Consider the following 25,463-nt stretch of genomic DNA (forward strand, 5'->3'; position numbering starts at 1 on the left):
GTATCATCCTATAACAGAATTATATAGAAAAAGATATGCGAAATTAAATGATGAAACAAAACAATTGCTCAAAAAATTAGAGGATATAGATAGTGATCTTTTTCAGCTGAGACTGATAAGGAGAAAGAGGCCCAAACTATGCAGAGGCGATGTTTTCGTAATGAATCTGTTTGATGACATCTATTTCTATGGCGTAGTATTGAATACAGATATCAATGATGATTTTATGGGTAAGAATCTTGTTTCTATTTCCATTTTAAAGAAGTATTCAAAAGGAGCAACGACGTTTCTGCAGGTAGAATCGCTGAAGGCTGAAGATATTCTCATAAAGCCTAATATTGTATCAAGGGCATATTGGAGCAACGGATTTTTCTATAATACAGGAGAAAACATACGTAACAGCATCGATATAGATTATGGCTTTTTTAGTAGTTGCCATAAATTATATGTAAATGATTACGGAGAGGAACTGAAACTGGTTCCTGAGATAAAAAATTATTTTGCGATAACAACTATGACAGGTATTGGAAGTATGCTGCGCTATGAACTGATAATAGATGATTCATTCATGAGTGAAGAGGATCGGGAGGCATTTCGCAGGTACATAGATGAGGCGGTAAGTTATGTACCGCCTCAGAAGGAGCCGAGTGAATTCGACAAAAGCATCGCACCATTCGAATTTGAAAAAGAACACGGGCGAAGATACTGTGTGACGCTGGAGGATTTTGAAAAGCTGCGATATATATTCACATGGAAGGACAGCGATATAGAAGGGAACGGCTACGAGTGGGAAGAAGTGATGAAGCTCTTTGTAAAGGACAGATTTTCTGATATACGAAAACGCATAAAATTCGATTCAGAAGCAGGGATGTTTTATATGTACTGTTCGGACAGCGAAATGCTGCAGGAAGTGATAAGCCGGTTTGTTGAAGAACTCAAGGCGACCGGACTGAAAGAATATGTAGAGAAGATAGATTTTGAGACATTGTAATACACTCATTTTGCCGCATCAGAAACAGACCCTGATGCGGCATTTCCATTTTTGAATGGGCACCTTATTTAGAAAAAGACGATGTATTTTTTTAAAATATAAAAAATTCAGAAAAAATATGCTATAATCACGATACAGTAAAAGTGAGTAAACTTGCCTGCTTTTGTAAAGTACCATGATCCGGAGTAAATGAGGTACGAATAAAGGGCGCACACTGGCATTTCTTTAGAAGCAGTATCGCAGGAAAAATAGGTCCATCAGAACCATTGAAAAAATTTCTTGAAGAGCATGGCATTAAATATACGATATATGATTGAAATAGGAGGGATAATATGGAATACGAATATATGATACCACCGGTTAAAAACTATGATTTCTTTGAGTTTACTAAAGAGGATGCGAAAATATATTTTAACTGGTATATGGAAGAAAAGGGGCACCGGATAGAGATGCTGGAAGAATATGTGCATAATGCAGGTGTGGATATTGATTTTGATTACTCGCCTGAATCTCTGATCCCCTTGTGGAGATGGTATGAAACGATAATAGTTTCGGAAAAAAAGACTGAAGAAGAGATTGAGGCAGAGAAAAACAAAGTGCCGGAATGGCTGCACAGTCAGATATCAGATGAAAAGATATCGATGAATACATTGAAGTTCGGCATGGATATAGCTATATATTTTGCGGAAGTCATGATACGCAATAGTGATGGAAAACTGCACTGGGGATATGTGACAAAACCTAAAAATTATATTAATGTAAACAGACCTGTTGTTTCAGGGTTTAAAGCAGGGCAAGAGTTGGATCCAAGCCGAACGGTGTATGTATTGACTTTGAGCTCTGAAGAGGAAAAGAATGAAAAACGACTATATGACAGATATTACGTCTGGCAAGAAGATATAGAATAAGCACATATTTGCGCATCAGAAACAGACCCTGATGCGGCATTTCCATTTTTGAATAAGCACCTTATTTAGAAAAAGACGATGTATTTTTTTAAAATATAAAAAATTCAGAAAAAATATGCTATAATCACGATAAAGTAAAAGTGAGTCAGCATGCATGCTCTTGTAAAGTACCATGATCCAGAGTAAAGGAGGTCTAACTGATGAAATGTGATTGTGCAGAGAGAATAGGGATAAAGATAAATTCATATGATTTTTTCATTGAATTGAAAGAGTTTTTTGAGGGACAGGTCCAGAAAGGTATATTTGAGGATGTTCCGGTGGAAGAACCGTATTATATCGGTTATAGTGAAGATTCAGACCCATTATACTGGTATGCTGATAAGTGGTATAGATGCAATGCATGCGGAACGCTATGGGAATTTAGATACCCTGATTTTCCGGCGGTAGGAAGAGTGAGGAAATTTGAAGATGGCATATATCCGGGACCGGAAACGAATTTATAAGAATTAGGGATTAAAAGGCTATGAGAATATTTCATTAAGGAGAAATACAGATGACCGGTATATATAATCCTATAAGAGAAGCTTCGCGAAAGAGGTATGAGAGTTTAAATGATGAAACGAAGTACAGGCTAAAAAAGCTGGAGAATATATATGACAGTATATATCAGCCTAAGTTGATAAAAAGAAAGAGACCTAAACTATGCAGAGGCGATGTTTTCGTAACTAATCTTTTTGATGATACATATTATTATGGGGTCGTTTTGAATGCAGGTATCGATGTACACCCATTGGGAAGTAATCTTGTGTGCGTGTGTTTGATAAGAAAATATTCAAGAGGAACAGGAGCAACGGACTTTTTACAAGTTAAATCGCTGAAGACTGAAGATATTCTTATAAAGCCATGCATTGTTTCAAGAGCATACTGGAGCAACGGATTTTTCTACAATACAGGAGAAAACATCAATGGCAGCATTGATATAGACTATGGATTTTACAGGAATCATTATAAAGCCTATGTCAACGAATATGGAGCTTTGATCGATCATACCCCAGAGTTAAAGCAATCTTTTGGAATAGTAACTATGACAGGCATTGGAAGTATGCTGCGCTACGAATTGATAATAGATGATTCATTCATGGAGGAAGAGGATCGGGGGGCATTTCGCAGGTACATAGCTGAGGCGGTAAGTTATGTGCCGCCTCAGAAGGAGCCAAGTGAATTCGACAAAAGCATCGCACCGTTCGAGTTTGAAAAAGAGCACGGGCGAAGATACTGCGTGACGCTGGAGGATTTTGAGAAGCTGCGATATATATTCACCTGGAAGGACAGTGACATAGAAGGGAACGGCTACGAGTGGGAAGAAGTGATGAAACTCTTCGTAAAGGACAGATTTTCTGATATACGAAAACGCATAAAATTCGATTCAGAAGCAGGGATGTTTTATATGTACTGTTCGGACGGCGACATGCTGCAGGAAGTGATAAGCCGGTTTGTTGAAGAACTCAAGGCGACCGGACTGAAAGAATATGTAGAGAAGATAGATTTTGAGACACTGTAATGGCTGATGATACACATTGAATTTAGGAGCATATGATATCGTATCTGTAGAACAGAGCCAGTACACAATGTTAATAATAAGAACAAAACGGGGATGCGAAAATCGCATCCCTGATCATTTTTTGCTCGCGCGTGCAGCGACGGCGATATCGCCGACTCCGTTCAAAACGATGCTCGGGCGGTAGGCGTAGGTCTTGAGCGTATCTCGGGAGGAAACTCCGGAAAGCACCAGGACCGTGGACATGCCACTTTCCATACCTGAGATGATGTCAGTATCCATGCGGTCGCCGACCATCACAGCTTCGGCAGAGTGGCAGTTGAGCAGGCGGAGGCCCGTACGCATCATCAACGGATTGGGCTTTCCACAGAAATATGCCTGAGTGCCGGTCGCCATCTCGATAGGGGCGATCAGTGCGCGGCAGGCGGGGGCGATGCCGTTTTCGATGGGGCCGGAAACATCGGAATTGGCTCCGATCAGTTTAGCTCCGCTCATGACGAGGTTGGTGGCTTTCGTCAGTGTGTCGAGCGAATAAGATCTGCCTTCGCCGACGATGACGTAATCCGGATTCACATCATTCATGGTGATGCCGGCGTCGTAAAGCGCATTCAGAAGCCCTGCCTCGCCGATCACGAACGCGGAACATCCGGGAGCCTGCTCTTTCAGAAAAGCCGCTGTAGCCAGCGCGCTGGTGTAAAAACGGTCTTCGGGCACATCGAGCCCCATGCGCGCAAGCTTCTGATTCAGCTCGCGCGGAGTATATCCGCTGTTATTTGTCAGAAACAGGTATTCTTTATCCTCATCGTGCAGCCACTGAATGAATTCGGCCACACCGGGCAGGATCCGGTTGCCGTGATAGATCACACCGTCCATATCGCAGATAAAGCCTTTTTTCTCATTGAAATCTATTTTATCAGTTGTAATATCCATATACTGCAATCCTCCTTTCCGGATCTGATCAGACTTGATAAACCCATTATAGCACTGCCGGGGGAGATTTCCCATCCGGAGAGCGGAGATTTTACACAGCAGACGTATGATTTTCCTTTGATTTAATATACCGGCGATATGTTTTACATAATAGAACAAGGGGATGCGAGACCGCATCCCCTTTGAGTTTCTCTGATGTTTATTCATGTGTATCGGTATGTAGTGGCGTGCATCGATGTGCGCCTGTTTATACCTATTTATACCGCTCGATCATGACTGCCGCATTGTGACCGCCGAAGCCGAATGAGGCGGAAACCGCCGTATCGACGTGGATGTCACGCGTTTCAGCCGTGATGTTCAGATCCTCGAAGACAGTCTTGCAGGTGTTGCCGTGCACTTTGTTGTGCTGGATCGATTCTGCGCAGACCATCGCCTCGATAGCGCCGCTGGCGCCGAGCGTGTGGCCGATGAGGCACTTGGTCGCACTGATCGCCGGCTGGTTTTCCCTGCTTCCGAACAGCTCCCTTATTATCATCGCCTCAGTCTTGTCGTTGAGATTCGTGGCGGTACCGTGCGCATTGTAATAATCCACATGCTTATCGCCGATAAGCTTTTGAAGCATATCCCTGATGACCTTGCCGTCCTCGCGCATAGCGACGATGCTGTATCCGTCGCATGAGCTTTCGAAACCGGTGACTTCCGCATAGATATGAGCGTTTCTGGCGAGAGCGTGCTCCAGCTCCTCCAGCACGAGCACTGATGCAGCACCTTCACTGAAAAGGAAGCCGTTGCCTTCTTCGGAAAACGGGTATGCGTAGCCTTCATCGCTGAGCGATGCGCATTTGAGAGCTTCGAAGCCTCTTACGAGCAGCAGGTTTTTGTCCGGCAGGTAGTCGCTGCCGCCGCAAAGCGCCATGTCGCACTGACCGTTCAGTATGCTCTTGTATCCGCCGCCGACAGCCTCTGTGCCGGAAGCGCATGCCATGCTGAGTACGGAGCTTCTGCCGTGGATGCCGAGCACGATGGAGATCCATGCTGCCAGTGAGCTCTGCATCGTCATCGGGATCAGCAGCGTGTTGATGCTGTTTTCATATTCGAGCTGGAACGCCTGGTCCATCAGCTCGTACATGTTGGGAGCGCCGACGCCCATGTATACTCTGGTATCGTCATCAGGCGTTTCGATGCCCGCGTCAGCGAGCGCTTTGAGCGCTGAAAAGCACGCAGTGCAGGCGCTCTTTGAGCCTCTGCGTTTCACCTGCTTGAGTTTCTTTGCATATTCCGAATCGTCGAACTCAGGATACGGTATGTAAAATCTGCTGTGCAGCTTTTCCTTTGCGGGGTTGTCTTTCACGATCTCGTGGAGGTCGACTTTTCTGTCGCAGAGATTGCGGAAGACTTCGCTGTGCTCCGTTCCGGCCGAGCATATCGCGGACATGCCTGTTATCACGACTCTACGCATCGGCTGCTCTCCCCTTTATCTCGTCGATCTTTTCAACGATGTCGCTGATAGTACGCACGTTTGACAGATCGTCGTTGCTGAAAACTATGTCGAATGCCTTTTCGATGTCTCCGACGATCAGAACCTTGTCGAGTGAGTCGACGTGAAGGTCTGCCGCCAGATCGAGATCAGGCGTGATGGTGATGTCCGGGTCAAGCTCGCTGCCCAGCTCCTCTTTGATGATTTCGATTATCTTTTCGATGTTGTCCATTTCGTAAATCCTCCTGTGCTTGTCTTATATTATCTTTACTACCATCCGTCCGGCTGCGCCTTTGTCTTCGTGAAGCAGCTTGTGTGCGAGCGGGATCTCGTCCCATGAGAAGACCTGGCCGACCGGCTGTCTGATATTGTTTTTCACGATGAAGTCGACGAATCTGTCGTAGTCCTCCGGCGTCGCGGAATGACTGCCCTGCAGCCTTTTCTGTCCGAGCCACAGGAAACGCAGATCGAGATTCGTCCAGTATGAAGACGTCGCGCCGCATATCACGACCATGCCGTTGTTGTCGCATACGAATATCGACGTTGGCATCGTGTCAGCCCCGGGGTGCTCGATGACGATTGCCGGATCCTTGCGCACGCCTGCAGCTTTCCATATGGATTTCCTGAATTTCATCGCCTCGTACAGCCATTTGCGCTGGACGTCCGGATCTGTGTAATCCGCGACGCTGCCCCAGTGCGTGAAGTTTTTCCTGTTGATGTATCCTCGTGCGCCGATCGATTTGCAGAATTCTCCGCGTTCGTCACTCGACACAACCGCGACAGGGATGCCTCCCATAGCGTCGACGAGCGGGATCGCGATGCTGCCGACAGCACCTGCGCCTCCGTACACGAGCACGACATCGCCTTCTTTGATCCGGTTGCCTTCCCAGTGCGTGAGCATCCTGTATACTGCAACGCCTGCAGCTGTAAAGGATGCAGCTTCTGCCATGTTGAGCGTCGGCGGGATCTTGTGGCACTGCTTGGTCATCACTTTGCTGAACTGTGCGAAAGAGCCCCAGTTCCCTTCGTATCCCCATACTCTGAATGTCGGACTGTTCACGGGATCGGCTCCGGCCCGGATCAGCGTACAGTCGTCATCGTACTGCGCCGCACCGACAGTCACGTAGTCACCGATCTGAAATTCAGTGACGTTCTTTCCGATGTCGTAGACGATGCCGGACGCCTCGGAGCCGCAGATGTGAAAATCCTCGTGCGGATCCGAAAAGTTGCCGTTTTCATTTATCACGTTTTTGGGCTTTCCGAGCGCGGCCCAGATGCCGTTGTGGTTGACGCCTGCGTAAAAATTCGCGACGATGATCTCGTCATCGCCTGGTTCAGGCACGGGAACGATCTCTTCTCTAAATGCAGTCGCCGGATCTCCGAGACGTTCATTTCGCAGCGTCCAGGCGTGCATTTTTTCGGGAAGCGTTCCGAGCTCAGGCAGAGTGCCCACGTCAAAAAGCTTGGATGTTCTGGTTACCAATTATGTTTCCTCCTGCAATGACGCTGAGGTGTAAATAAAAAGGTTTGCCTCAGCTAACTAGCGTTTTAAAAGTATACCTCATACTTTTCAGGTTGTCAATCAAATAGTGAAACGATTCGAACTATTCGCCGGCGGCCTGCCAGAAGCCGTGATACGTGCCGCGCCTGCTCATCAGTTCGTCGTGAGTGCCGTGTTCGGCGATGCGGCCGTTCTCGAGAACGTAGATGCGGTCGCACTGCATGACCGTGGAAAGCCTGTGTGCGATGATCACTGAGGTCATGCCTTCTGGAAGGCTCATGATGCTGTCGCTGACGGCTTTTTCGGTTACGGTGTCGAGACTGCTTGTCGCCTCGTCGAGTATCAGTATGTCAGGCTTTCTGAGCAGTGCTCTTGCGATCGCGAGTCGCTGACGCTGGCCGCCGGAGAGATTGGATGCGTTTTCCGTGAGGTATGTATCGTACTTCACCGGGAGCTTTTCTATGAAAGTGTCTGCACTGCAAAGTCTGCAGACGTTTTCCGCTTCCTCGCGGGTGATGGAGCTGTCCGAAAGCGTCAGGTTCTCCATGATGCTGCCGCTGAAGAAAAACGCGTCCTGTGATACGTAGGCGGTTTTGCGGCGTATCAGTTCGAGCGGGAGTTCATCCAGTAGGTGGTCGCCGATGAAGATATCTCCATGCTCCCATTCGTAAAATCGCAGCATAAGCTTTGCGAGGGTGGTCTTGCCGGAGCCGCTTTCGCCGACAAGCGCGATCTTTTCTCCCGGGCATATATCGAGAGAGATGTCTTCCAGCGTCTTTTCACGCATGCCGTATCTGAAATCGAGATGACGGATGCTGACCGGCAGACGGAAATTTTCCGGAAGAGAGCCGGAGGCCTGCGGTTTTGCATGAGACTCAAGATCCTCTGTCTCGAGGTCGAGCACCTGACCGAGGCGCTGCGCCGAAACTCTGGCGGTCTGTATCACGGGCTGCAGATCGACGATGTTGTGCACCGGCTCGAGAAAGTACGCCAGCAGCACGTAGAATGTCATCAGCGATCCGATGCTCATGTTCCCGGAAAGCACTTCGAGCACTCCGGCGAAAATGATGAGCGTGTATCCGATCTCCGAGATCGTTCCGGCAAGGGTCATCTGCACGCTGCTGATGCGGCCGCCTCTGACCACGGAGCCGATGAGTCTGCTGAAAAGCATATCGGCTTTGCGCGATGAACGCGACTCTGCAGAGTATGCCTTGACGGTCTCGATGCCTTCGATGTTTTCGATGAAATACGACGATACCTGTGCGTTCTGTTCCATCTGCTCCTCATTGTTCTGCTTGAGCCTGCGGCTGAATGACAGCACGACGCACGCGTATGCGGCTGCCGTGAGGATGCTGAAAACCAGGAGCCTGCCGCTTTGCATGTAAAGCACGATGCCCGCAGCTATCACCATCACGGTGTCTATGAGGGCGGTCAGCACGGTGCTCGAGACAGCTTCCTGGATCTTCGAAGCGTCGCTGAATCTCGAGATGATCTCGCCCGTCCTGCGGGTGCTGAAAAAGTCCATCGGCAGGCGGATCACGTGTCTGAAATAGCCGGTCATCAGGGATCCGCTGATGTGGGCGGAGATGTGGAGCAGCAGTTTCTGGCGCATTACGGAAAGCAGGTTCTTCAGCAGGTACAGGGCTGTGATGCCGGCGGTGATGCGGATGAGCATACCTCGGCTGCCGGACGGCACGATCGTGTCGGTGATGAGCGCGAAGTAAAACGATGCTGCGATGCCTGCGCCGGTTATCAGGAGCGAGAGCATGAAAAGGAGCAGGATCTGTTTTTTCGCGGGTGCGAGAATATTTCTGAGCCTGCTGCCGAATGATGGGTACTCGGGGTTGCCGGGGCCTGCTGTGTCGGAGCTGACCGCAGTGCCGTGACTGCCGGGCTCGATGAATATCAGCGCGCCGGTCCATATCGAGACGAAATCCTGAAAGCTGTACTTGACTATGCCTCTGGCGGGATCGGCTGCAGTGACCCGCTCTGCGCTGATCTCGTATATCACCATGAAGTGAAGGATGTTCCCGTCTTTTATCACATGCGCGATGGCCGGAAGAGGGATGTCGGAAAGCAGCGCTCCGGGATCGCCTTTCATGCCTTTAGCTGTAAAGCCGAGCTTTTCGGCGGCTTTCACGAGTCCGTATATGCTGGTGCCTTCTCTGTCAGTACCGGCAAGCCTGCGCAGCCGCGCAACGGGCATTTTCAGTCCGTAGTATCCGGCGACCGAAGCCAGACACGCCGCGCCGCAGTCCATTTCATCCTGCTGCCTTATGCAGATGTATTTCATGATTTTCGTTACCTCCCGCAGATGAAATAAAAGAGACTGCCTGCAAGCAGTACAGTCTCTGATCGGTGTCGAACAAAGCCTAGCGCTTGTATCCGAAAAGTTTCACGCTCCATGCATAAAGCTTCTGGAGAACGCTCATACCACCGTTGATGTTCATCATTTCCTTTTCAGTCATCTCTGTAAAGTTCTTCATCGTGTCACTCCTTTCTGTTAGTATTTGATTCTTGCCCGCTTGATCAATGAGCATGGTTTCGGTTAGAATTAACTAACTTAAATATAAAACAATGATAGCGCATGGTAAGATAAAAGTCAATAAAAAAGTTAGTGATGGATAACTGTATGCGCTAGTGGTGGATCAGCGTGGGGCAGGTGAAGTCTGGCGAGACTGCTTTTTTGTACCAAAATGGAGGCTCGCGTTGCCGGATCTTGGTGATTTTTTCTGGCGATATCGGTTTCTGCGGCTTGTTTTTATGCTAAAAAGCTGCAGTCGAGGGGTTGGTTTTGGTATTTTATCGCTGCTGGCGGAGGGTGGATTTACCAGGATCCTCGTTGTGGATGGGCGATTTTGGTATATTTTTGAGAAGAAATCGGCGCTCTTCATGATAAAAAATACCAGGAATGGCGATCGTCGGGCTGGTTTTTGGTGATGCTGTCGGGCGGCCGGCGTCAGCCGAGGAAAAATCTGCGCACCGCGGACTCATCCATAGTGGTGAAGTCCACCGGTTCGCCGGCGCCGTTGAACACGGAACACATGTGAGTGCCCATACACTTTGAGATGAACCGCCCGGAAATGGCGGGATCGCATACGTCGATCTTCGTTATATCGCCGGACAGGCCGGTGCCCAGGTATTTGAGATATGCTTCCTTGCGGGTCCATATCGTGTAAAAGGTCAGCGCGCGGCGCTCCTCGGGATCGATGGAGATGCCGGGGGCAGCGCATCCGCCGGCCGGCAGGTCTTCATCGGGTGCAGTGCTATCCGCACTCGTCAGGCATTCCCCTGCTGAGATGCACCGGTCCAGCGCATCGCGCTCGTTTTGCGAAAAGGCTATAGACGATATCTGATAAGGAGGATCTGCGATCAGCTCGACGTCGCATCCGGCCTCATCGAGCTCAGAAAATGCGGCGAGGACTGCGCCGTCTGTATGCGAGCAGCTGAAACGGATCGGAAGTCCGGGAACGTAAGGCTTGCCGTCAGGTGTCCTTTCGAAGCGCGGTCCGCCTGCAGGGATATCGCAGTGCGACTGCAGATACATGATGACGAGCAGAGTCGCATACAGCGACGTTTTGCGGTCCGAGCCGCGATGGAATTTTCCGATGCTTTCCGCGCGGCGCCGTGATACGAAGCTCATCAGCGCCTGATCTTCAGCAGTGAAGTTTTCTGAAATCGGCAGATATATGACGTCCACGAATATCCTCCTTTCATTCCTGCAAATGCTGCGGATGTTCTCCCCGGACGTGTATCTACACACGTCGCAGAGCGGATACGTGCAGCTTTGCAGATCAAATTAACTGAAAAAAAGCAGAAAGCACTTTGTTATCTGAATGATTGACAAAGTTTTCTGCAGCGTGTATAATTTCGTAGTTAGCAACTGCTAACTGGAGTAAATAATATACTAAACAAAGATTGGAGTCAATATGATCGAGACATAAAGGCACCAGTCTTAAATTTTTCGGCAGGGTTAGTCGGTGCTAATTGAGTTATTTCAAGCTAATAGCGCCGATCCAGGAAAAGAGAGAAAAGAGATCAGATCGACAGGAGGAGAGAATGAGTCTGAAAGAACAACTCAGGGATGTCTGGGAATCCGTACTTGGTACGAGCGACTTCTCGGATAACGACAACATCATGGATATCGGAGGCAATTCGCTGATGATCTACAAGATAAGCGCACTGTCAAAAGAAAAATATGCAGTGGAGCTGTCACCGATGGATCTGATGATGTATCCGAATATAAACATGCTGTGCGAAAAGCTGCAGAGTGAGGAAACACCTGAAGACAACGGCGGCAGCAGCGTGCTGGCAAAGAGAAGATCAAGAAGAAATACGATGTGAGGAGAAAAAGATGAGCAGAGAAATTATCAGATTTGAAAATGTCAAAAAGGAGTATACCGTTGGAACTCTCAGCACTCAGGTGCTCAATGGAGTGGACTTTACAGTGGATGAGGGCGAGCTTGCTGTCATCGTCGGCACCAGCGGAGCGGGAAAGAGTACGATACTGAATATCATCGGCGGTATGGATACGCCAACGTCAGGAAAAGTCGTTGTAGACGGAGACGACATATCGGGATACAAAGAAGCGCAGCTGACGGAATACCGCGCAGGAAAGATCGGCTTCGTGTTCCAGTTCTACAACCTGATCCCGAACCTCAATGTAGTCGAAAACGTGGATTTCGGCATCGAAGTGAAGAAAGACACATTTGATTCGACGGAAGTCCTCAAAAAAGTGAAGATGGACAAGAGGCTCAAGGCTTTCCCGTCGACTCTTTCGGGCGGCGAGCAGCAGAGAGTTGCGATCGCGAGAGCTATAGCCAAGAAGCCGAGGATCCTGCTCTGCGACGAGCCGACAGGTGCGCTCGATTACGAAAACAGCAAACAGGTGCTCGAGATAATCGAAAGCCTCAACAGAGACCTGGGCATGACAGTCGTTCTCGTAACGCACAACGATGCGCTCTGCCCGATGGCAGACAAGGTGATCACCGTTCATGACGGAAAGATCAAGAGCGTGGTGGAAAATTCGGTGAAGGTATCTGTGACAGAGTTGGAGTGGTGATAGACAGTGAAAAAGATATATAAAAAATCATTAAGAGATCTACTAAAAAACAAACTGCAGTATATTTCGGTATTTATCGTTATCCTGCTTGGAACGGCACTGTTTCTCGGGTTTTCGACGACGTCGTCGTTCATGGATAACTACCTGAAGACTTACTGCAAAGACTACAATATGCCGGATCTCTGGGTGTACTACTCGGGAATAACAAAAGATCAGGCAGATGAGATCCTTGACATCGACGATGTCGACAAGATCGAAGCGAGATATACGTATGACGTCAGCGTCGATTACGATGACGGACATCAGTCCAAGCTGACGCTCACGAGCTATGACGAGGATTCGAATATAACAGAGCCGTACGTGTGCAAGGGCAGACTGCCTGAGAACGACCACGAGATGACCGTGGACAGAGAATACGCGGACGCTAACGATATCTCGATCGGCGACGAGCTGACAGTGAGCCTTGAAGGCTACGACATCGACATGGAAGTCGTTGGAACAGTGGAAAGCGTGGAGCACATGCTCAAGCTGGCGAACTCGCTTTCGGACATCCCTGATCATGAGGCATACGGTATCGGGTATTTTTACACTGATACTATAAAGGCCGAGTTCGGCGCGCAGCCCGACTACAATCAGGTGATCGTGACGGCTGACAAGGATACAGACGTTTACAAGCTGTCGGACGAGATAAAAGACAAGACTGGAGACTATAACTATATAAACGCGGCAAACAGACAGATGAACACGGGTTATGCATCATTCAGCGCCAACGTTGATCAGAACAAGAGATTCGGATTCATATGCCCGGTGATCTTCTTCCTGATCGCGGCGATGATACTTTTCATAACGATAAGCAACCTCATCAATACTCAGAGGACGCAGATAGGAGTCATGAAGGCGCTCGGATACAGGAAGAGCATGATCGTGAAACACTACATGTTCAACTCGATCGCTGTCAGCATACTCGGAACGGTGGTGGGCGGCGTCATCGGAAACATCGTGATGCCGAGGATCCTGGTAGCTGCGCTGCTCAGACAGCTTGACGTTCCCGAGGTGACTTTCGGATTCCATTATCTGAACATAATACCGGCTGCACTGCTGATGTCGGCGATCGCTGCAGTGGCGACGCTTCTTTCATGCAGGAAGCCGCTCAAGGAAGGTCCTGCATCTGCGATGAGACCTAAGAGCCCGAAGGCGGATCATAAGATCCTGATGGAGAGGATCCCGGGCCTCTGGTCATCTATGAAGACAGATTCGAAGATGGCGATGAGAAACATCTTCTCGAACAAGAAGAGGACACTCCTCAGCATACTCGGGATAACAGGAAGCATGATGCTGATCGTCGTTGGATTCGGCCTCAAGGATTCATGCAACGAGCTGCTGAAGATCCAGTACAAGGATATCCTGATCTCGGATGTTGAGGTCAACTTCAACTATGCGGTCAGAAATGACAGCGGCATGTACGACTACACTGATGTAAAAGACATAGAGCTTCCTGAGGGAACGAAAGCGCTCGCATACACGAGCATCCCGAGTGAAGTCCATGTAGGAAGCGGCGATGCGGAAGAAATCATATACGCGAGCCTCGTATCATTCGACGGTGATTATGAGGACTATATCTCGATACTCGACAAGAATGACAAAAACATCGATCTCAAGGATGACGGCGTCGTGATATCGCAGAGCATCGCGAACAAATATGGATACAAGACCGGCGACAAGATAAAGCTCAGGACGATAGATTCGAACTATGAGAGCACAGACATCGAGGCTGAGATAAACGATATCTCATACCAGTATCTCACTCAGGAGATCTACTGCACAGAGGCATTCATGGAGTCATATGACATCGATCCGAACCCGCTCAACATGTACGTGAACGTGGAAAAGGGAACTTCGGCGAAAGATGTTGCAGCAGAGTTCGGCGATATGAAAGAGGTGTCAGCTGCAAGGATGATAGACGATATCGAGGCTGATGCTGTGGAATTCACTTCGGTGATAGTAATGGATACGATCGTGCTTTCTATCGTTGCCTTCCTGATATCGCTGGCAGTGATATCGAGCATTTCGAACATCAACTACATCGAAAGAAAGAGAGTGCTGGCGACGATGAAATCGACAGGCTACAGCAACGGCAGGATATTCAAGGTGTTCGTGAAAGAGAACATGTTCGTGTCGGTGATCGGCGGACTGCTGGGCATCCCGGCAGGCATAGGACTGCTGTTCTCCGTGCTCGATCTGGTACAGACAACGACATGCGCATATCCTAAGCCGCCGGTACTGCTGAATGTGATCATCTCGTTCTGCATGATACTGGTATACTCGCTGATAGCGAACCTGACAGTAAGAAGAAAGATCAAGAAGCTTAACACTATAGAGACGCTCAAGGCGGTCGAATAGCGAAGGAGAGGTAAATGGCAGAATCCGAATACAGCATAGCGATAATAGGAATGGCGGGCAGGTTCCCGGAGGCGGGGAATGTCAGCGAATTCTGGGAAAACCTCAAAGCCGGAAAGAACTGCATAACCAGAAAGCCGGAAGCTGATACCGGGACTTTCGTAGGTGCATTCGGAGTGCTGAGGGATATATACGATTTCGACGCCGGATTTTTCAGGATACCGGCGGCGGAAGCGAGAGATTCCGATCCTGAACAGAGGATCATGATGGAGCTTACATACAACGCACTGGAAAACGCGGGCTACGACAGTCTCGCGTTCAGGGGGAGAACGGGGCTGTACGTCAGCTTTGACAACGGTGCGTATGTGTGGAACAACATAATACACAGCGGAGAAGACTGGTTCGATGCATACCAGCTGAACAAGGTGCATATCGCCACCAGAGCCGAGAAGATCGCATACAAGTTCGACTTCAGAGGCCCTGCGGTGATGAGTGAGTACGCGTGCGCGTCCTCGCTCAATGCTATCCACCAGGCATGCCAGTCGCTGCTCAATTTCGAGTGCGACATGGCGGTCTCCGGAGGTGTGACGGCTGAGCTGAGACAGGAAGGCTATCCTTCGTACCTGACGACAGAGTCGGGAACAGGAGTGATACGACCGTTCGATAAAAAAGCCGACGGCCTGGTGCCGGGATCGGCGGCAGGGGTAGTGGTACTGAAGAGATATGAGGATGCGGTGGCGGATCACGACCACATAGTGGCAGTCATAAAGGGCACGTTCGTGAACAATGACGGCAGCCGCAAGGCGGGCTTTGCAGCACCGAGCGTTTTCGGACAGGAGGAGTGCATGAGGAGCGTACTCGCTGTTTCCGAGGTCGGCGAAGACGAAGTCGGATACTACGAGGCGCACGGCACAGCCACGGAGCTGGGCGATGCGATCGAGGCGAGGATGCTGAAGAATGTCTACGGCTCGAGACCGCTGAAGATAGGTTCGGTGAAGTCCAATATAGGACATACGAACATGGCGGCAGGCGTGGCGAACGTGATCAAGACCGCGCTTATGCTCGAGAACAGGACTTTCGTCCCGACCATAAACCACAGTGAACCGGCAGACGAGCTGAAGACACCGGGCTGCGCGATAACCGTCTGCACGAAGACGGAGGAATGGAAAAGCGACAGCCAGAGGATCGCAGTCTGCGGTGCGGTAGGCATGGGCGGCGCGAACGCGATGGCAGTCCTTGGGGAATGCGTGGAAGACATACAGCGCGGCGAGGAAGAGGCAAAGCCGTACCTGTTCATATACAGCGGAGCTTCGAAGGAAGCTGCGAAAAAGATATCGGAAGATGTCGCAGCATATGTGACCGAAAACGACGTGCGATTCGATGACGCGGCATACACGCTCCAGTGCGGCAGGCGCGTGCTGCAGCACAGAGCATTCGCGATAGCGGACAGGAGCAGGAAGAGAGTCGTCACATCGAGGCGACCGCACGACACTGCGGAATTTGCAGGAAAGAGGACCGTGTTCGTGTTCTCCGGAGCGGGCAGCTTCGATATCGAGGCGGCGAGAAAGCTTTACAGGAGCAGCAGCGTTTTCAGAACGGAGATGGACAGCGTGATGGACGCGTGCGAGAGAGCCGGAGCGGACAGGATCCGCGAAGCTTTCCTGGAACGTGCGGCAGACGAGATGGACAACGTATACGGACTGCAGCTGATACTCGCGATAGAGTGCGCCCAGGCGAACACGCTGGCGAGATTCGGCATAAAGCCGAACGCGGTGACAGGTCACAGCAATGGCGAATACGCGGCGGCAGTGATCTCGGGGATCCTGACGGTGGAAGATGCTTCGAGGATGCTCAGGATCAGATCGGAGCTCGTCGAGACACTGCCGGAGGGCGCGATGATCAATATCGCGGAAAGCCCGGGAAAGGTGAGCGGCATGCTGACAGACGGCGTGGTGATCGGCGCGTACAACGGGCCGGCGCGATGCATGGTGTCGGGGCTGCGTGAAAAGATAGACGAATTCGAGAAAGTCATCATCGATGCAGACCTCAAATACAGCCGCATAGCTGCGGACAGGGCAGGCCACTGCTATCTGATGGACGAGATCGCGGACGATTTCTGCGAGGCGATATCGGATATCAGCTTCGGCGATTTTGCGATCGATCAGTATTCCGGATACGCGGACATACCGTGCAGCAGCGATGAGATGAAAACCGCAGAGTACTGGAAAGCGCACCTTTCCATGCCTGTCAGATACGACGCCGCAGTGCAGAGGATCGCAGAGGACAAAGACTCGATCTTTATCGAGATAGGACTCGGAGACATGCTGACGTCGATCACGAGGAAGACGAAAAACGGCGGAAAGTGGAACACAGCGTTCGCATTTTCAGATTCGCCGGCTTCGGACGATCTCTACAGCGGCATGCTTTCGCTGCTCGGCAACATGTGGATCGCAGGAAAGCAGATAAACTGGGAGCTGCTCTACGACGAGAAGCCTTACAGAGTCAAGCTCACGGAGTACCCGTTCGAGCGCAGCCGCTATGTGAAGGAGTTTTCGGAAAAGGCGCAGCGCGCGGCAGACACAGGTACGCTCGCGGTAGCAGGCGGTCTTGACGAGAAGAATATAGAGAAGAGCAGATATATCGTGGAAAACCACGCGGGAGATGTGGTTTTCCTCGAGCATGTGTCGGAGAAATACGACGGCAGCTTCAGCACGGCGGGGATCTATGAGGATCTCGAGCGTACGAAGGAAGAGTACAGGGAGAAGTATTTCAGCGGCAGAGGCGTGACTCTGCTCAAGGATATCCCGGGATACGACGAGATGGCCGACAGGCTCACGGCGGCCTGCATAATGGATTACTTCAGAAGCCTTGACGGCTTCGATGCAGGCGGAGTCTACACATTCGGGAAGCTGCTGGATATGGGCGGCGTGATCGAAAAGTACGTTCCGTTCGTGGATTTCTTCGTGAAGTTCATGCGTGAGAACGGATATGCGGCGGATGACCATGGGCTGCTGAGATTTATGGAAAAGGGCGCGGAGCTGCCTGACAAGCGCACGGTGCTTGCAGAGTGTGCGGAAAGGCTGCCGGACTGCTGCGCATACATGGAGCTGGCTGTGTACGCTTCGGATTTTTACGGCGAAGTGTTCAGAGGCGAGCGCGAGGGCAGCACGGTGATCTACCATGACGGCAGATTCGATTTCCTGGACAGCTTCGAAAAGAGGATGCCTGCGTACAGCTACACTGACAGCTGTATAGATGCGCTGGCGGAGACTGTCGCGAGAGCGGCGAAGGCTGACAGGAAAGTCAGGATACTCGAGGTCGGAGCGGGCTCCGGCGAGATGACCGACCGCATACTGCCGATGCTCGAGGGCTGCGACTGCGAATACTGGTTCACAGATATAAAGAGATCTCTCGTGCTCGAAAGACAGGCGAACGAAAAACCTGAGCATGCGGACATGATGAGATACGGCGTGATCGATATAAGCGAGGATCCGGCTGCGCAGGGCTTCACAGAGAGATACTTCGACGTGATCCTGCTGTACGACGTGATCCAGGCTACGACGGATATAAGGAAGACGATAGGCAATATAAAGTGGCTCCTGTCTGACGGTGGATATTTCTCGTTCGTCCAGACGTGTGGAGGCAGCGATATGCTGAACATGATATTCGGATATGCGCCGGGATGGTGGAACTATTACGGAGATCCTGAGAGAGACAGGATCACGCTGCCGGTGGAAGGCTGGCGGGCGATACTGTCCGACTGCGGCTACGATGATGTCATCAGCATCCCTGAAGATGGCAAGTCGAACGCGTACCTGTTCGTGATGAAGACGGCAGGCGGCGATGATGCCGGAGTGGAGAACTCTCAGGGCGGAACGGCGAATGCGGCGGGTCTCAGCGATCCGAAGGCAGGAAGCGATGTGCTCAGGAGCAGAGAGAAAAACAGGAACTACCTGGAGCTCGCAGCAAAGAAGAGCAATGTAAGGATAGAATTTTACGATGAAGATACAGACTTGTCGAAGTACGACCGTGTGACAGGCATCAGCACGGGCTGTGCCGGTGGTGCGGGAGGCACCGGAGCGGCAGGAAAGTCTGAAGGCGGCACTGACAGAGCGGCAGAGTACCGCAGCGACAACGACAGAGTGATCGCAGGCATCATAAAGGAGACGGTCGGGGAAGACCTCGGACTGGATGACGACCTGTATGATTTCGGCATGGATTCGCTGATGGCGATGATGATCGCATCGAGGATAAGAAACAGCCTCGGACTGGACGTGCAGCTCAGCGACATGTATGGACTTTCCACGATAAGAGAGATATCGGACGCCCTCGAAAACTTCAAGTCGCTGAAGACCGAAGAGGAAGCGTCAGAAAAAGAGGAGATGCTCAGCCTTGAGGATCTCCTGGATGAAATATAGCAGGACCTGATTATAAGGAACTTGGAAGAAACATGGAAAAGACAGTGATCAAAGATTCATTCATAAAAAACGGCGTCAGATATTTCGTTTCTGACCGCAGCATACCATTTGAAGAGATCCCGTCAGAGCTTAAGGATGGCGGCAGTCTCACACAGGTGAGAGTGCCGTCGCTGGCGGATACGGACAGAGCGGAAGGCTTCGTGTTTTCGTCTGATATCTGTGCAAAGCTGCAGCGTGAGCTCGCGCAGGCGGGAGTGACGGGTGCGGAGATCGGGGTCTCGTTCAGGAACACTTCGGGCGGATTTCTGAAAGCCGCGGGAGCGCGCGCTGCAGAGGACTGCGTTCTCGAATCGGACGAGGATGCAGTTGTGTACGGCGGGGATATCGACTGGTCGCAGCGCATCGCCGCGACGCTTTCGGAGCTGCTGATGATGCGCAAAAGCAGCACACAGAAGATCATCTACATAGATGAAGAACGCGAGCGTGAGTCGACATATGGCGAGATGTGTGAAAATGCGCTACGCATCGCGGCAGGCATGGCGAAAGAAGGGATCGGAAAGCGCGATATCGTGATATTCCAGATCGATGACAGGAAGCTGTTCATCGAAAGCTTCTGGGCGTGCATGCTGAGAGGTGCGGTCGCTGTACCGGTCGACGTGCCGGACGGATATATGAGCGAGAGCGTCGGCAGTCAGAAGCTGATGCAGATCTGCAGAGCTTTCGGCAGATCCGTGATGCTGACCGGACCTGAGCATACAGGTGAAGTGGCGGACTTTATAGAGCAGAATTCACTGGAAAGCAGGGCGATCGATGCGCAGACTTTGTATCAGAATGAAATGCTCCGGGAGATCCCGGAGCCTCTGCCTGCGGACGAGGCGTGCATATACCTGTTCACGTCGGGGAGCACCGGAGCGCCGAAAGGCGTGGGGCTGTCACAGGACAACGTCTTTGCGAGGACGCTCGGCGAGATACAGATGTACGGTCTGACGGAGAAGGTGTCGGATTTCAACTGGATGAACCTCACCCACGCGGCGGGACTGATCTGGTCGCACATCAGAGACGTGTACCTCGATGCGTTCCAGGTGCAGGCGGACACCTCGGTTATACTGAGAGACCCGCTGAGACTGCCTGCCTATATGCACAGGTTTGTCAGCACTACCTCGTGGGCTCCGAATTTCGCATACCCGATGGTCGCAGAGGCGATGGATGACGGCACCGACTACGGCTGGGATCTGAGCCATGCGACGAATGTTTACGCAGGCGGAGAGATGAACGTCAGCAGATCTCTGAGACTTTTCCTTAAAAAGCTCAAAAAATACGGATTCCCTGAGCGCGGTCTCAAGCCGTCCTTCGGGATGACGGAAACTACATCGTCGATAACGTATCACAACAGCTTCAGTCTGGAGACGACGTCTGACGATGACAGATATGTACCTGTCGGAGAGCCGATGCCGGGCACGATGATGCGTATCGCGGACAGCGACGGCAATGTCCTGAAAAAAGGGCAGACCGGACAGCTGCAGGTGCGAGGAGATCAGATCATCACCTCGTACTACGGCGATCCGCAGGTGAATGCGCGCTCCTTCACGGAAGACGGGTTCCTGATCACGGGAGATCTGGCGTACATCGACGGAAACCGGGCCGTGATCACCGGACGCGAAAAAGAGCTGATAATAATAAACGGACTCAACTACAACATCCAGGACATAGAGGCCATAGCCGATGACGCGGACGGCGTCAGAGCAGGCAATACGGCGGTGATATCCGTGATGGAAAACGGCAGAGAGAGCGTGATCCTGTTCTTCACGCCGCAGGACGAGGAACTGCTGCGCGAGAACATGAGGCTTTCGCTGAAAACGCTCATCAGGAAAATCAAGAGCGAGATCCAGATCAAGGGCGGGATAACGGCCGATCACATAATCCCGGTCAGCGATGAGGATTTCCCGAGATCCGACATCTGCAAGAAACAGAAGAGCGGTCTCAGAAAGGCATATGAGGAGGGGGCATTCACGTCTCTGCTCAATGCTCTCGAGGACAGGAACGTGAAATTCGCAGTGGAGCTGCAGCTGTCGCCAAAAGCTGTGACGATGCAGGAGGATGATCCGGCGGAGATCGACACAGCGCTTTACGATGTGACTGCGGAAAGCTTCGCGGATGCGTACAGCATGATCCTGGATGCGCTTAAAAAATATGCGGATACCGACCCGGACGGCCAGGTGAAGAAGGTGATCTTCCCGCTCCGACGCAGAAGAAGCGGAATCGATCTGATCGGCGATGCGTTCCCGGCGGTGCTGAAGAGTCTGGCGTTGGAAAACGGCGTGCTGCAGCTCAGAGCAGTATTCATGGACGACATGGACGATCGATCGAAAAGCCTGCTGGAGCAGGAGGCGCTGGCGGCAGACGCGTACGACGAGGTGTATTACGAAAACGGCATACGATATATAAGGACGTACAGGACGATAAATGCGGAATGCGACGACAGGTTTTCGGAGCTAGCGGGAAAGGGATCAGTGATCCTGATCGCAGGCGGCTTCGGCGGCATAGGCTGTCATCTGACAGAATATCTGCTCGAAAGATACAGGGAAGCAGGGATACTGGTGCTCGGCAGGAGGGCTTTGGACGGCCCGGGCAGAGCCGGTATCGGCGGGCAGCACAGTGACGGCACTCTGAACGGCACCGGTGCCAGTGAGATCGGCAGGACCGGATCACACGGGCTGCCGGAGACGATCACGGCGGCGATGGCTGCCGGAAGGCTGTGCTACAGGCAGTGCGACATCACTGATATGCAAAGCACTGCAGCTGCTGTCTCGTCGGGAGAACAGGAACTCAGCGGACGCGTGTCCGCGATCTTTGACCTGGCGGCGAGAGCCGTGCCGAAGGACGAGGAGCATACTGTGAAGTATGCGGCGCAGAACGGCGACACCGAGCTTTACATAGAAAGCTCCGAAGTCAAGCTGAGAGGCGCACAGAACCTCGAGCAGATAAGAGCCGAGCGAGACTGTGTGATGTACGTGTCGGGATCGGTCGCAGCTGATTTCGGCATGGTGAACATGGCTGCGTATGCGGCGTCGAACCTGCTCGTCAGGAACATGTGCATGCGGGATACGTCAGGAAAGCTGCGCTACATAGGTTTCAGCGGCTGGAACGGTACAGGGATGAACCTGAAGAAGAGCAGAGACGAGATGAAGGATTTCATAAGCAGTTTCAACACTGACAGGAACGGGTTCCTACAGGGCTTCACGCCTGAGGAGGGGATCGACATCATCGACAGCGTGATAAACAGCGATACGGACATCTGCCTTGCGGGGATAGATCCGGGGGCACCGTCGTTCGCATACATGTCCGATGACGAGTTCGCGGAAGTTCCGGAGATCACTGTAAAGGATGCAGCGTCTGCGGAGAAGGCCAAGGCGTGCGTCGACAGAGTCGTGCCGCAGCTGAGCAGGGACACTGTCATCAGGATAGTGCCGGACGCGAAGGCGGCCGGAGCTGGAGACTATGAAGCAACGCTGAAGGCTCTCTGGGAAAATGCACTGGGAGTGCCGGACATCTCGGTCGATGACAATATCTTCGATCTGGGAGGCACGTCGCTCACGGTATTCAGGCTGGTGGCAGATATAAAGGAGCAGCTGTCTGCGGAGCTGAGGCCTGTGGACATCATGACGTATTCGACGGTCAGAGAGCTGGCAGACTTTATGCGAAAGAACAGCGAAGATAAGTCTGCAACAGGCGGAGCCGCGTCAGCCGGCATCGGCACAGGCGCGGGAGCTCGCGGCGAAGGAGCCGCATCGAAGCAGGGAGCTTCAGCATGCACAGCAGGCATGCCGGGCGGAACGACCGGCAGTACAGCCGGCACCGCGGCAAAGAAACGAAAGATAAGAAAAGACAGAAGGAAGGTCTGATGAACATAATAGAAAAAATATCACGTCTCGACGAGAAGCAGCGCGAGACACTGCTCGCCAGGATAAAGGCGGACGGCGAGAAGTACGGAGTCTACCCGCTGATGCCCGATCAGAAGACATTTCTGATGCGGCTCGCGGCAGGCAAGCCGGCTGTAGGCGAGCTCAACCTCAAGTTCATCGTCAAGATGGACGGCATCACGAGAGAGCGCGTCGAAGAGATCATAGATCAGCTGCTTTACATGCATGACGTGTTCAGATACAGATTCGTGAAAATAAACGGCGAGGATTTCCAGTACTTCGACAGAGAATCCGGACCGTACATACAGGACGTGGACGAAAGCACCATCGACAGCTTTTTCCACTATGGATTCGATTTTGTCAGAGGAGATACCGGAGTGCGGTTCGGCATCATGAAAAACTCAGAGCAGAGCTTCAGCCTGCTGATATTCATGCACCACATCATCGCGGACGGATTCTCGATAGGCGTAGTGTGCAAGGACATCGTCAGGATACTGAACGGCACGGCGCAGAAGAGCGAGTACCAGTACGGCAGCTTCGCATGCGACATGAACCGTCCGGAGATGCAGGAGCGCAGGAGACAGGACATAGAATACTGGTGCGAAAAGCTTCGCGGCACAGACAAATTCCTGGATATGCCGACGGACTACAGCAGATCGTGCGACAGGGAAGATGTGGAGGGAACATACGGATTCACCATCGGCGAGGAAGGATACAGGAAGATCAGCGACAAGGCAAAGCAGTTGAAATGCAATATGTACAACGTGCTTTCATCGGTGTTTTCCATCGTGATGACGGGAATGTCATCCAGGAAAGACATGGTCATGGCTATGACCTCGTTCAACAGGAGCGACGAGAAGATCAGCGGCCTGGTCGGTGATTTTGCGGCATTCCTCCCGCTCGTCTACCATCGCAGAGACGAAATCAGCATAGACGGGTACATCGTGGAAAACGCGCAGCAGATGCAGGAGGATCTCGGGCACGGAGTGTTCATACCGATGGATATCCAGAGCAGATATCCGTACGAATACCTGCAGAACGTGTTCCCGCTCTATCAGGTGATGTTCGCGTTCCACAGCAGCAGCATGCACGGCGGCATGGCGCATGAGGTCGGCGGCGTGAAGCTTTCCATAGAGGACTACAACATCAGAGACATCGGCAGGATCCTGATGGATCTGATCGTGAGAGCCGACGATACAGGCAGCGGTCTCAACGTGTACATATCGTACAATTCCAAGATCTTCGCGCCGGAAACGATCAGAAATATCGCGGACATTTACGCGGAAGCGCTGGAAAGAGCGGTGAGCGGCAGCGATATGAAGATCGGCGAACTCACGCTTTCGGGCCGCAGCGTCGGACACGTGAGCGGAGAGATCCCGGAAGGTCTGAGACCTGCGGAGACGGATATCGCAGAAAGCGGCAGGCTGCATACGGACGGAGCCGATATATGTCTCGTCGACAGCTTCGGCAGACCGGTACCGGCAGGCTTTTACGGCAGAGTGATCGTCGATGAAAACGGTGCGTGGTATGAGACCGGAAAGACCGGATACATAAATAGCGAAAACAGCCTCGTCATCAGTGAGAGCCGGACTTATTTAATGAAAAAGGGCGGCAGGGTATACGATCTGGACGAGCTGCGAGAGATGCTGTCCGGGCAGTATCCGGATGCGGACGTCAGCCTTTCGGCGTACGGCGGCAGGCTCGTTCTCATGTATGATGGCGCAAAAGCTGCAGGTGACGGTATGCGTGCTCTCATGGAGGATGCGGACATCGTGATGGATACGGAGCGCATGCGCCAGAAGAACACGATAGATTTCGTGTCAGCCGCGGCGAAAGCCATGGATGAGCTGGAAGCGACGGGCTGCAGCGTGCGGTTCGAGCAGAGAGAATACAATTCGGGCGACATCATCATCAGCGGGACCGGTGCGGATGAAGCGGCGATCAGAGATATCGCAGAGTACAGCGGCACGGAAAAGCTGGGATTCCGCATCGAAGCAGGCAGCGGACGCGACTGTGCGCTTTACATAACGAAAGAAGTCAGCGAGCGTGCGTCAGAAATAAACGATATGTGGATCGACATCACGCAGAACAGCAGCTGCGGGTGCTTCGAGGACTTTTACGAGAGCGGAGGGCTGAAGATATACGACATGATGCTCGCGCTCAACAGCAGATACGGACTGCATCTGAAGATCTTCGATATGTTCCGCATGGGTACGCCTGCTGAGATAGCGGACTTTATAGATCAGACTGAAGGTATTTTATAAACAGATATATCGACCGACCGGCGAGACGACAGGCCGG

The 25,463-nt window shown here is 51.6% G+C and carries 17 protein-coding genes; 10 read left to right on the forward strand and 7 right to left on the reverse strand.

Going from position 1 to position 25,463, the window contains the following annotated elements; all coding sequences use genetic code 11:
• Window positions 1–64: 64 nt before the first annotated feature.
• From OCV59_RS09880 to OCV59_RS09895, 4 genes are all read left to right on the forward strand, one after another.
• A complete protein-coding gene (locus tag OCV59_RS09880) occupies window positions 65–991 on the forward strand; it encodes an immunity 51 family protein (protein ID WP_262584316.1) in 927 nt (308 codons plus the stop codon).
• 332 nt (window positions 992–1,323) lie between these two features.
• Entirely contained in the window at window positions 1,324–1,899 is a 576-nt protein-coding gene (locus OCV59_RS09885; RefSeq protein ID WP_147594315.1) for a hypothetical protein, read from the forward strand.
• Between the two features lie 200 nt (window positions 1,900–2,099).
• Window positions 2,100–2,402: a hypothetical protein gene (locus tag OCV59_RS09890; RefSeq protein ID WP_262584317.1), complete on the forward strand. Its 303-nt coding sequence runs from the start codon at window positions 2,100–2,102 to the stop codon at window positions 2,400–2,402.
• Between the two features lie 50 nt (window positions 2,403–2,452).
• Window positions 2,453–3,460, forward strand: coding sequence for an Imm51 family immunity protein (locus OCV59_RS09895; protein ID WP_147594317.1), 1,008 nt, complete (start codon window positions 2,453–2,455; stop codon window positions 3,458–3,460).
• 114 nt (window positions 3,461–3,574) lie between these two features.
• Here the strand turns inward: OCV59_RS09895 and OCV59_RS09900 are convergent, their stop codons facing one another.
• From OCV59_RS09900 to OCV59_RS09930, 7 genes are all read right to left on the reverse strand, one after another.
• Window positions 3,575–4,387, reverse strand: a complete 813-nt coding sequence (locus OCV59_RS09900; RefSeq protein WP_262584318.1) for an HAD-IIA family hydrolase — start codon at window positions 4,385–4,387, stop codon at window positions 3,575–3,577.
• Between the two features lie 253 nt (window positions 4,388–4,640).
• A complete protein-coding gene (locus OCV59_RS09905; RefSeq protein WP_147594318.1) occupies window positions 4,641–5,846 on the reverse strand; it encodes a beta-ketoacyl-[acyl-carrier-protein] synthase family protein in 1,206 nt (401 codons plus the stop codon).
• On the reverse strand, window positions 5,839–6,096 hold the full coding sequence (locus OCV59_RS09910) for an acyl carrier protein (protein ID WP_147594319.1): 258 nt from the start codon (window positions 6,094–6,096) through the stop codon (window positions 5,839–5,841). The genes OCV59_RS09905 and OCV59_RS09910 overlap by 8 nt, the downstream gene beginning before the upstream one ends.
• Window positions 6,097–6,120: 24 nt before the next feature.
• Window positions 6,121–7,347, reverse strand: coding sequence for a crotonyl-CoA carboxylase/reductase (gene ccrA / locus OCV59_RS09915; protein ID WP_262584319.1), 1,227 nt, complete (start codon window positions 7,345–7,347; stop codon window positions 6,121–6,123).
• 121 nt (window positions 7,348–7,468) lie between these two features.
• The gene (locus tag OCV59_RS09920) at window positions 7,469–9,658 is read right to left on the reverse strand and encodes a peptidase domain-containing ABC transporter (protein ID WP_147594320.1); all 2,190 of its coding nucleotides are present in this window, start codon (window positions 9,656–9,658) and stop codon (window positions 7,469–7,471) included.
• Window positions 9,659–9,737: 79 nt separating this feature from the next.
• Window positions 9,738–9,851 carry a bacteriocin class II family protein gene (locus OCV59_RS09925; RefSeq protein WP_262584320.1) on the reverse strand — a complete coding sequence of 38 codons (114 nt, stop codon included), beginning with the start codon at window positions 9,849–9,851 and terminating at the stop codon, window positions 9,738–9,740.
• 473 nt (window positions 9,852–10,324) lie between these two features.
• Entirely contained in the window at window positions 10,325–11,065 is a 741-nt protein-coding gene (locus OCV59_RS09930; RefSeq protein ID WP_147594322.1) for a 4'-phosphopantetheinyl transferase family protein, read from the reverse strand.
• Window positions 11,066–11,424: 359 nt separating this feature from the next.
• Here OCV59_RS09930 and OCV59_RS09935 point away from each other — a divergent pair, with 359 nt between their 5' ends.
• Genes OCV59_RS09935 through OCV59_RS09960 form a run of 6 tightly spaced genes read left to right on the forward strand, consistent with a single transcriptional unit; the run spans window position 11,425 to window position 25,426 of the window.
• Window positions 11,425–11,709 (forward strand): acyl carrier protein, encoded by a 285-nt coding sequence (locus OCV59_RS09935; protein ID WP_147594323.1) that lies wholly within the window; start codon window positions 11,425–11,427, stop codon window positions 11,707–11,709.
• Between the two features lie 10 nt (window positions 11,710–11,719).
• Window positions 11,720–12,427 carry an ABC transporter ATP-binding protein gene (locus OCV59_RS09940; protein ID WP_147594324.1) on the forward strand — a complete coding sequence of 236 codons (708 nt, stop codon included), beginning with the start codon at window positions 11,720–11,722 and terminating at the stop codon, window positions 12,425–12,427.
• A 6-nt stretch (window positions 12,428–12,433) separates the two neighbouring features.
• Complete coding sequence (locus OCV59_RS09945; protein ID WP_147594325.1) at window positions 12,434–14,827, forward strand: ABC transporter permease; 2,394 nt, start codon at window positions 12,434–12,436, stop codon at window positions 14,825–14,827.
• Between the two features lie 14 nt (window positions 14,828–14,841).
• Window positions 14,842–19,242 (forward strand): type I polyketide synthase, encoded by a 4,401-nt coding sequence (locus OCV59_RS09950; RefSeq protein ID WP_147594326.1) that lies wholly within the window; start codon window positions 14,842–14,844, stop codon window positions 19,240–19,242.
• 32 nt (window positions 19,243–19,274) lie between these two features.
• Entirely contained in the window at window positions 19,275–23,144 is a 3,870-nt protein-coding gene (locus OCV59_RS09955) for an AMP-binding protein (RefSeq protein WP_147594327.1), read from the forward strand.
• Window positions 23,144–25,426, forward strand: a complete 2,283-nt coding sequence (locus OCV59_RS09960) for a condensation domain-containing protein (RefSeq protein WP_262584321.1) — start codon at window positions 23,144–23,146, stop codon at window positions 25,424–25,426. The genes OCV59_RS09955 and OCV59_RS09960 overlap by 1 nt, the downstream gene beginning before the upstream one ends.
• Window positions 25,427–25,463: the final 37 nt, after the last annotated feature.

It is taken from the genome of Brotomerdimonas butyrica, from assembly GCF_025567305.1.
Lineage (GTDB): Bacteria > Bacillota > Clostridia > Peptostreptococcales > Anaerovoracaceae > Lentihominibacter > Lentihominibacter butyricus.

Coding starts and splice junctions, on each gene's coding strand:
- OCV59_RS09885 (WP_147594315.1), top strand. CDS start 1,324: ATGGAATACGAATATATGATACCACCGGTTAAAAACTATGATTTCTTT.
- OCV59_RS09890 (WP_262584317.1), top strand. CDS start 2,100: ATGAAATGTGATTGTGCAGAGAGAATAGGGATAAAGATAAATTCATAT.
- OCV59_RS09895 (WP_147594317.1), top strand. CDS start 2,453: ATGACCGGTATATATAATCCTATAAGAGAAGCTTCGCGAAAGAGGTAT.
- OCV59_RS09900 (WP_262584318.1), bottom strand. CDS start 4,387: ATGGATATTACAACTGATAAAATAGATTTCAATGAGAAAAAAGGCTTT.
- OCV59_RS09905 (WP_147594318.1), bottom strand. CDS start 5,846: ATGCGTAGAGTCGTGATAACAGGCATGTCCGCGATATGCTCGGCCGGA.
- OCV59_RS09910 (WP_147594319.1), bottom strand. CDS start 6,096: ATGGACAACATCGAAAAGATAATCGAAATCATCAAAGAGGAGCTGGGC.
- OCV59_RS09920 (WP_147594320.1), bottom strand. CDS start 9,658: ATGAAATACATCTGCATAAGGCAGCAGGATGAAATGGACTGCGGCGCG.
- OCV59_RS09925 (WP_262584320.1), bottom strand. CDS start 9,851: ATGAAGAACTTTACAGAGATGACTGAAAAGGAAATGATGAACATCAAC.
- OCV59_RS09935 (WP_147594323.1), top strand. CDS start 11,425: ATGAGTCTGAAAGAACAACTCAGGGATGTCTGGGAATCCGTACTTGGT.
- OCV59_RS09940 (WP_147594324.1), top strand. CDS start 11,720: ATGAGCAGAGAAATTATCAGATTTGAAAATGTCAAAAAGGAGTATACC.
- OCV59_RS09950 (WP_147594326.1), top strand. CDS start 14,842: ATGGCAGAATCCGAATACAGCATAGCGATAATAGGAATGGCGGGCAGG.
- OCV59_RS09955 (WP_147594327.1), top strand. CDS start 19,275: ATGGAAAAGACAGTGATCAAAGATTCATTCATAAAAAACGGCGTCAGA.
- OCV59_RS09960 (WP_262584321.1), top strand. CDS start 23,144: ATGAACATAATAGAAAAAATATCACGTCTCGACGAGAAGCAGCGCGAG.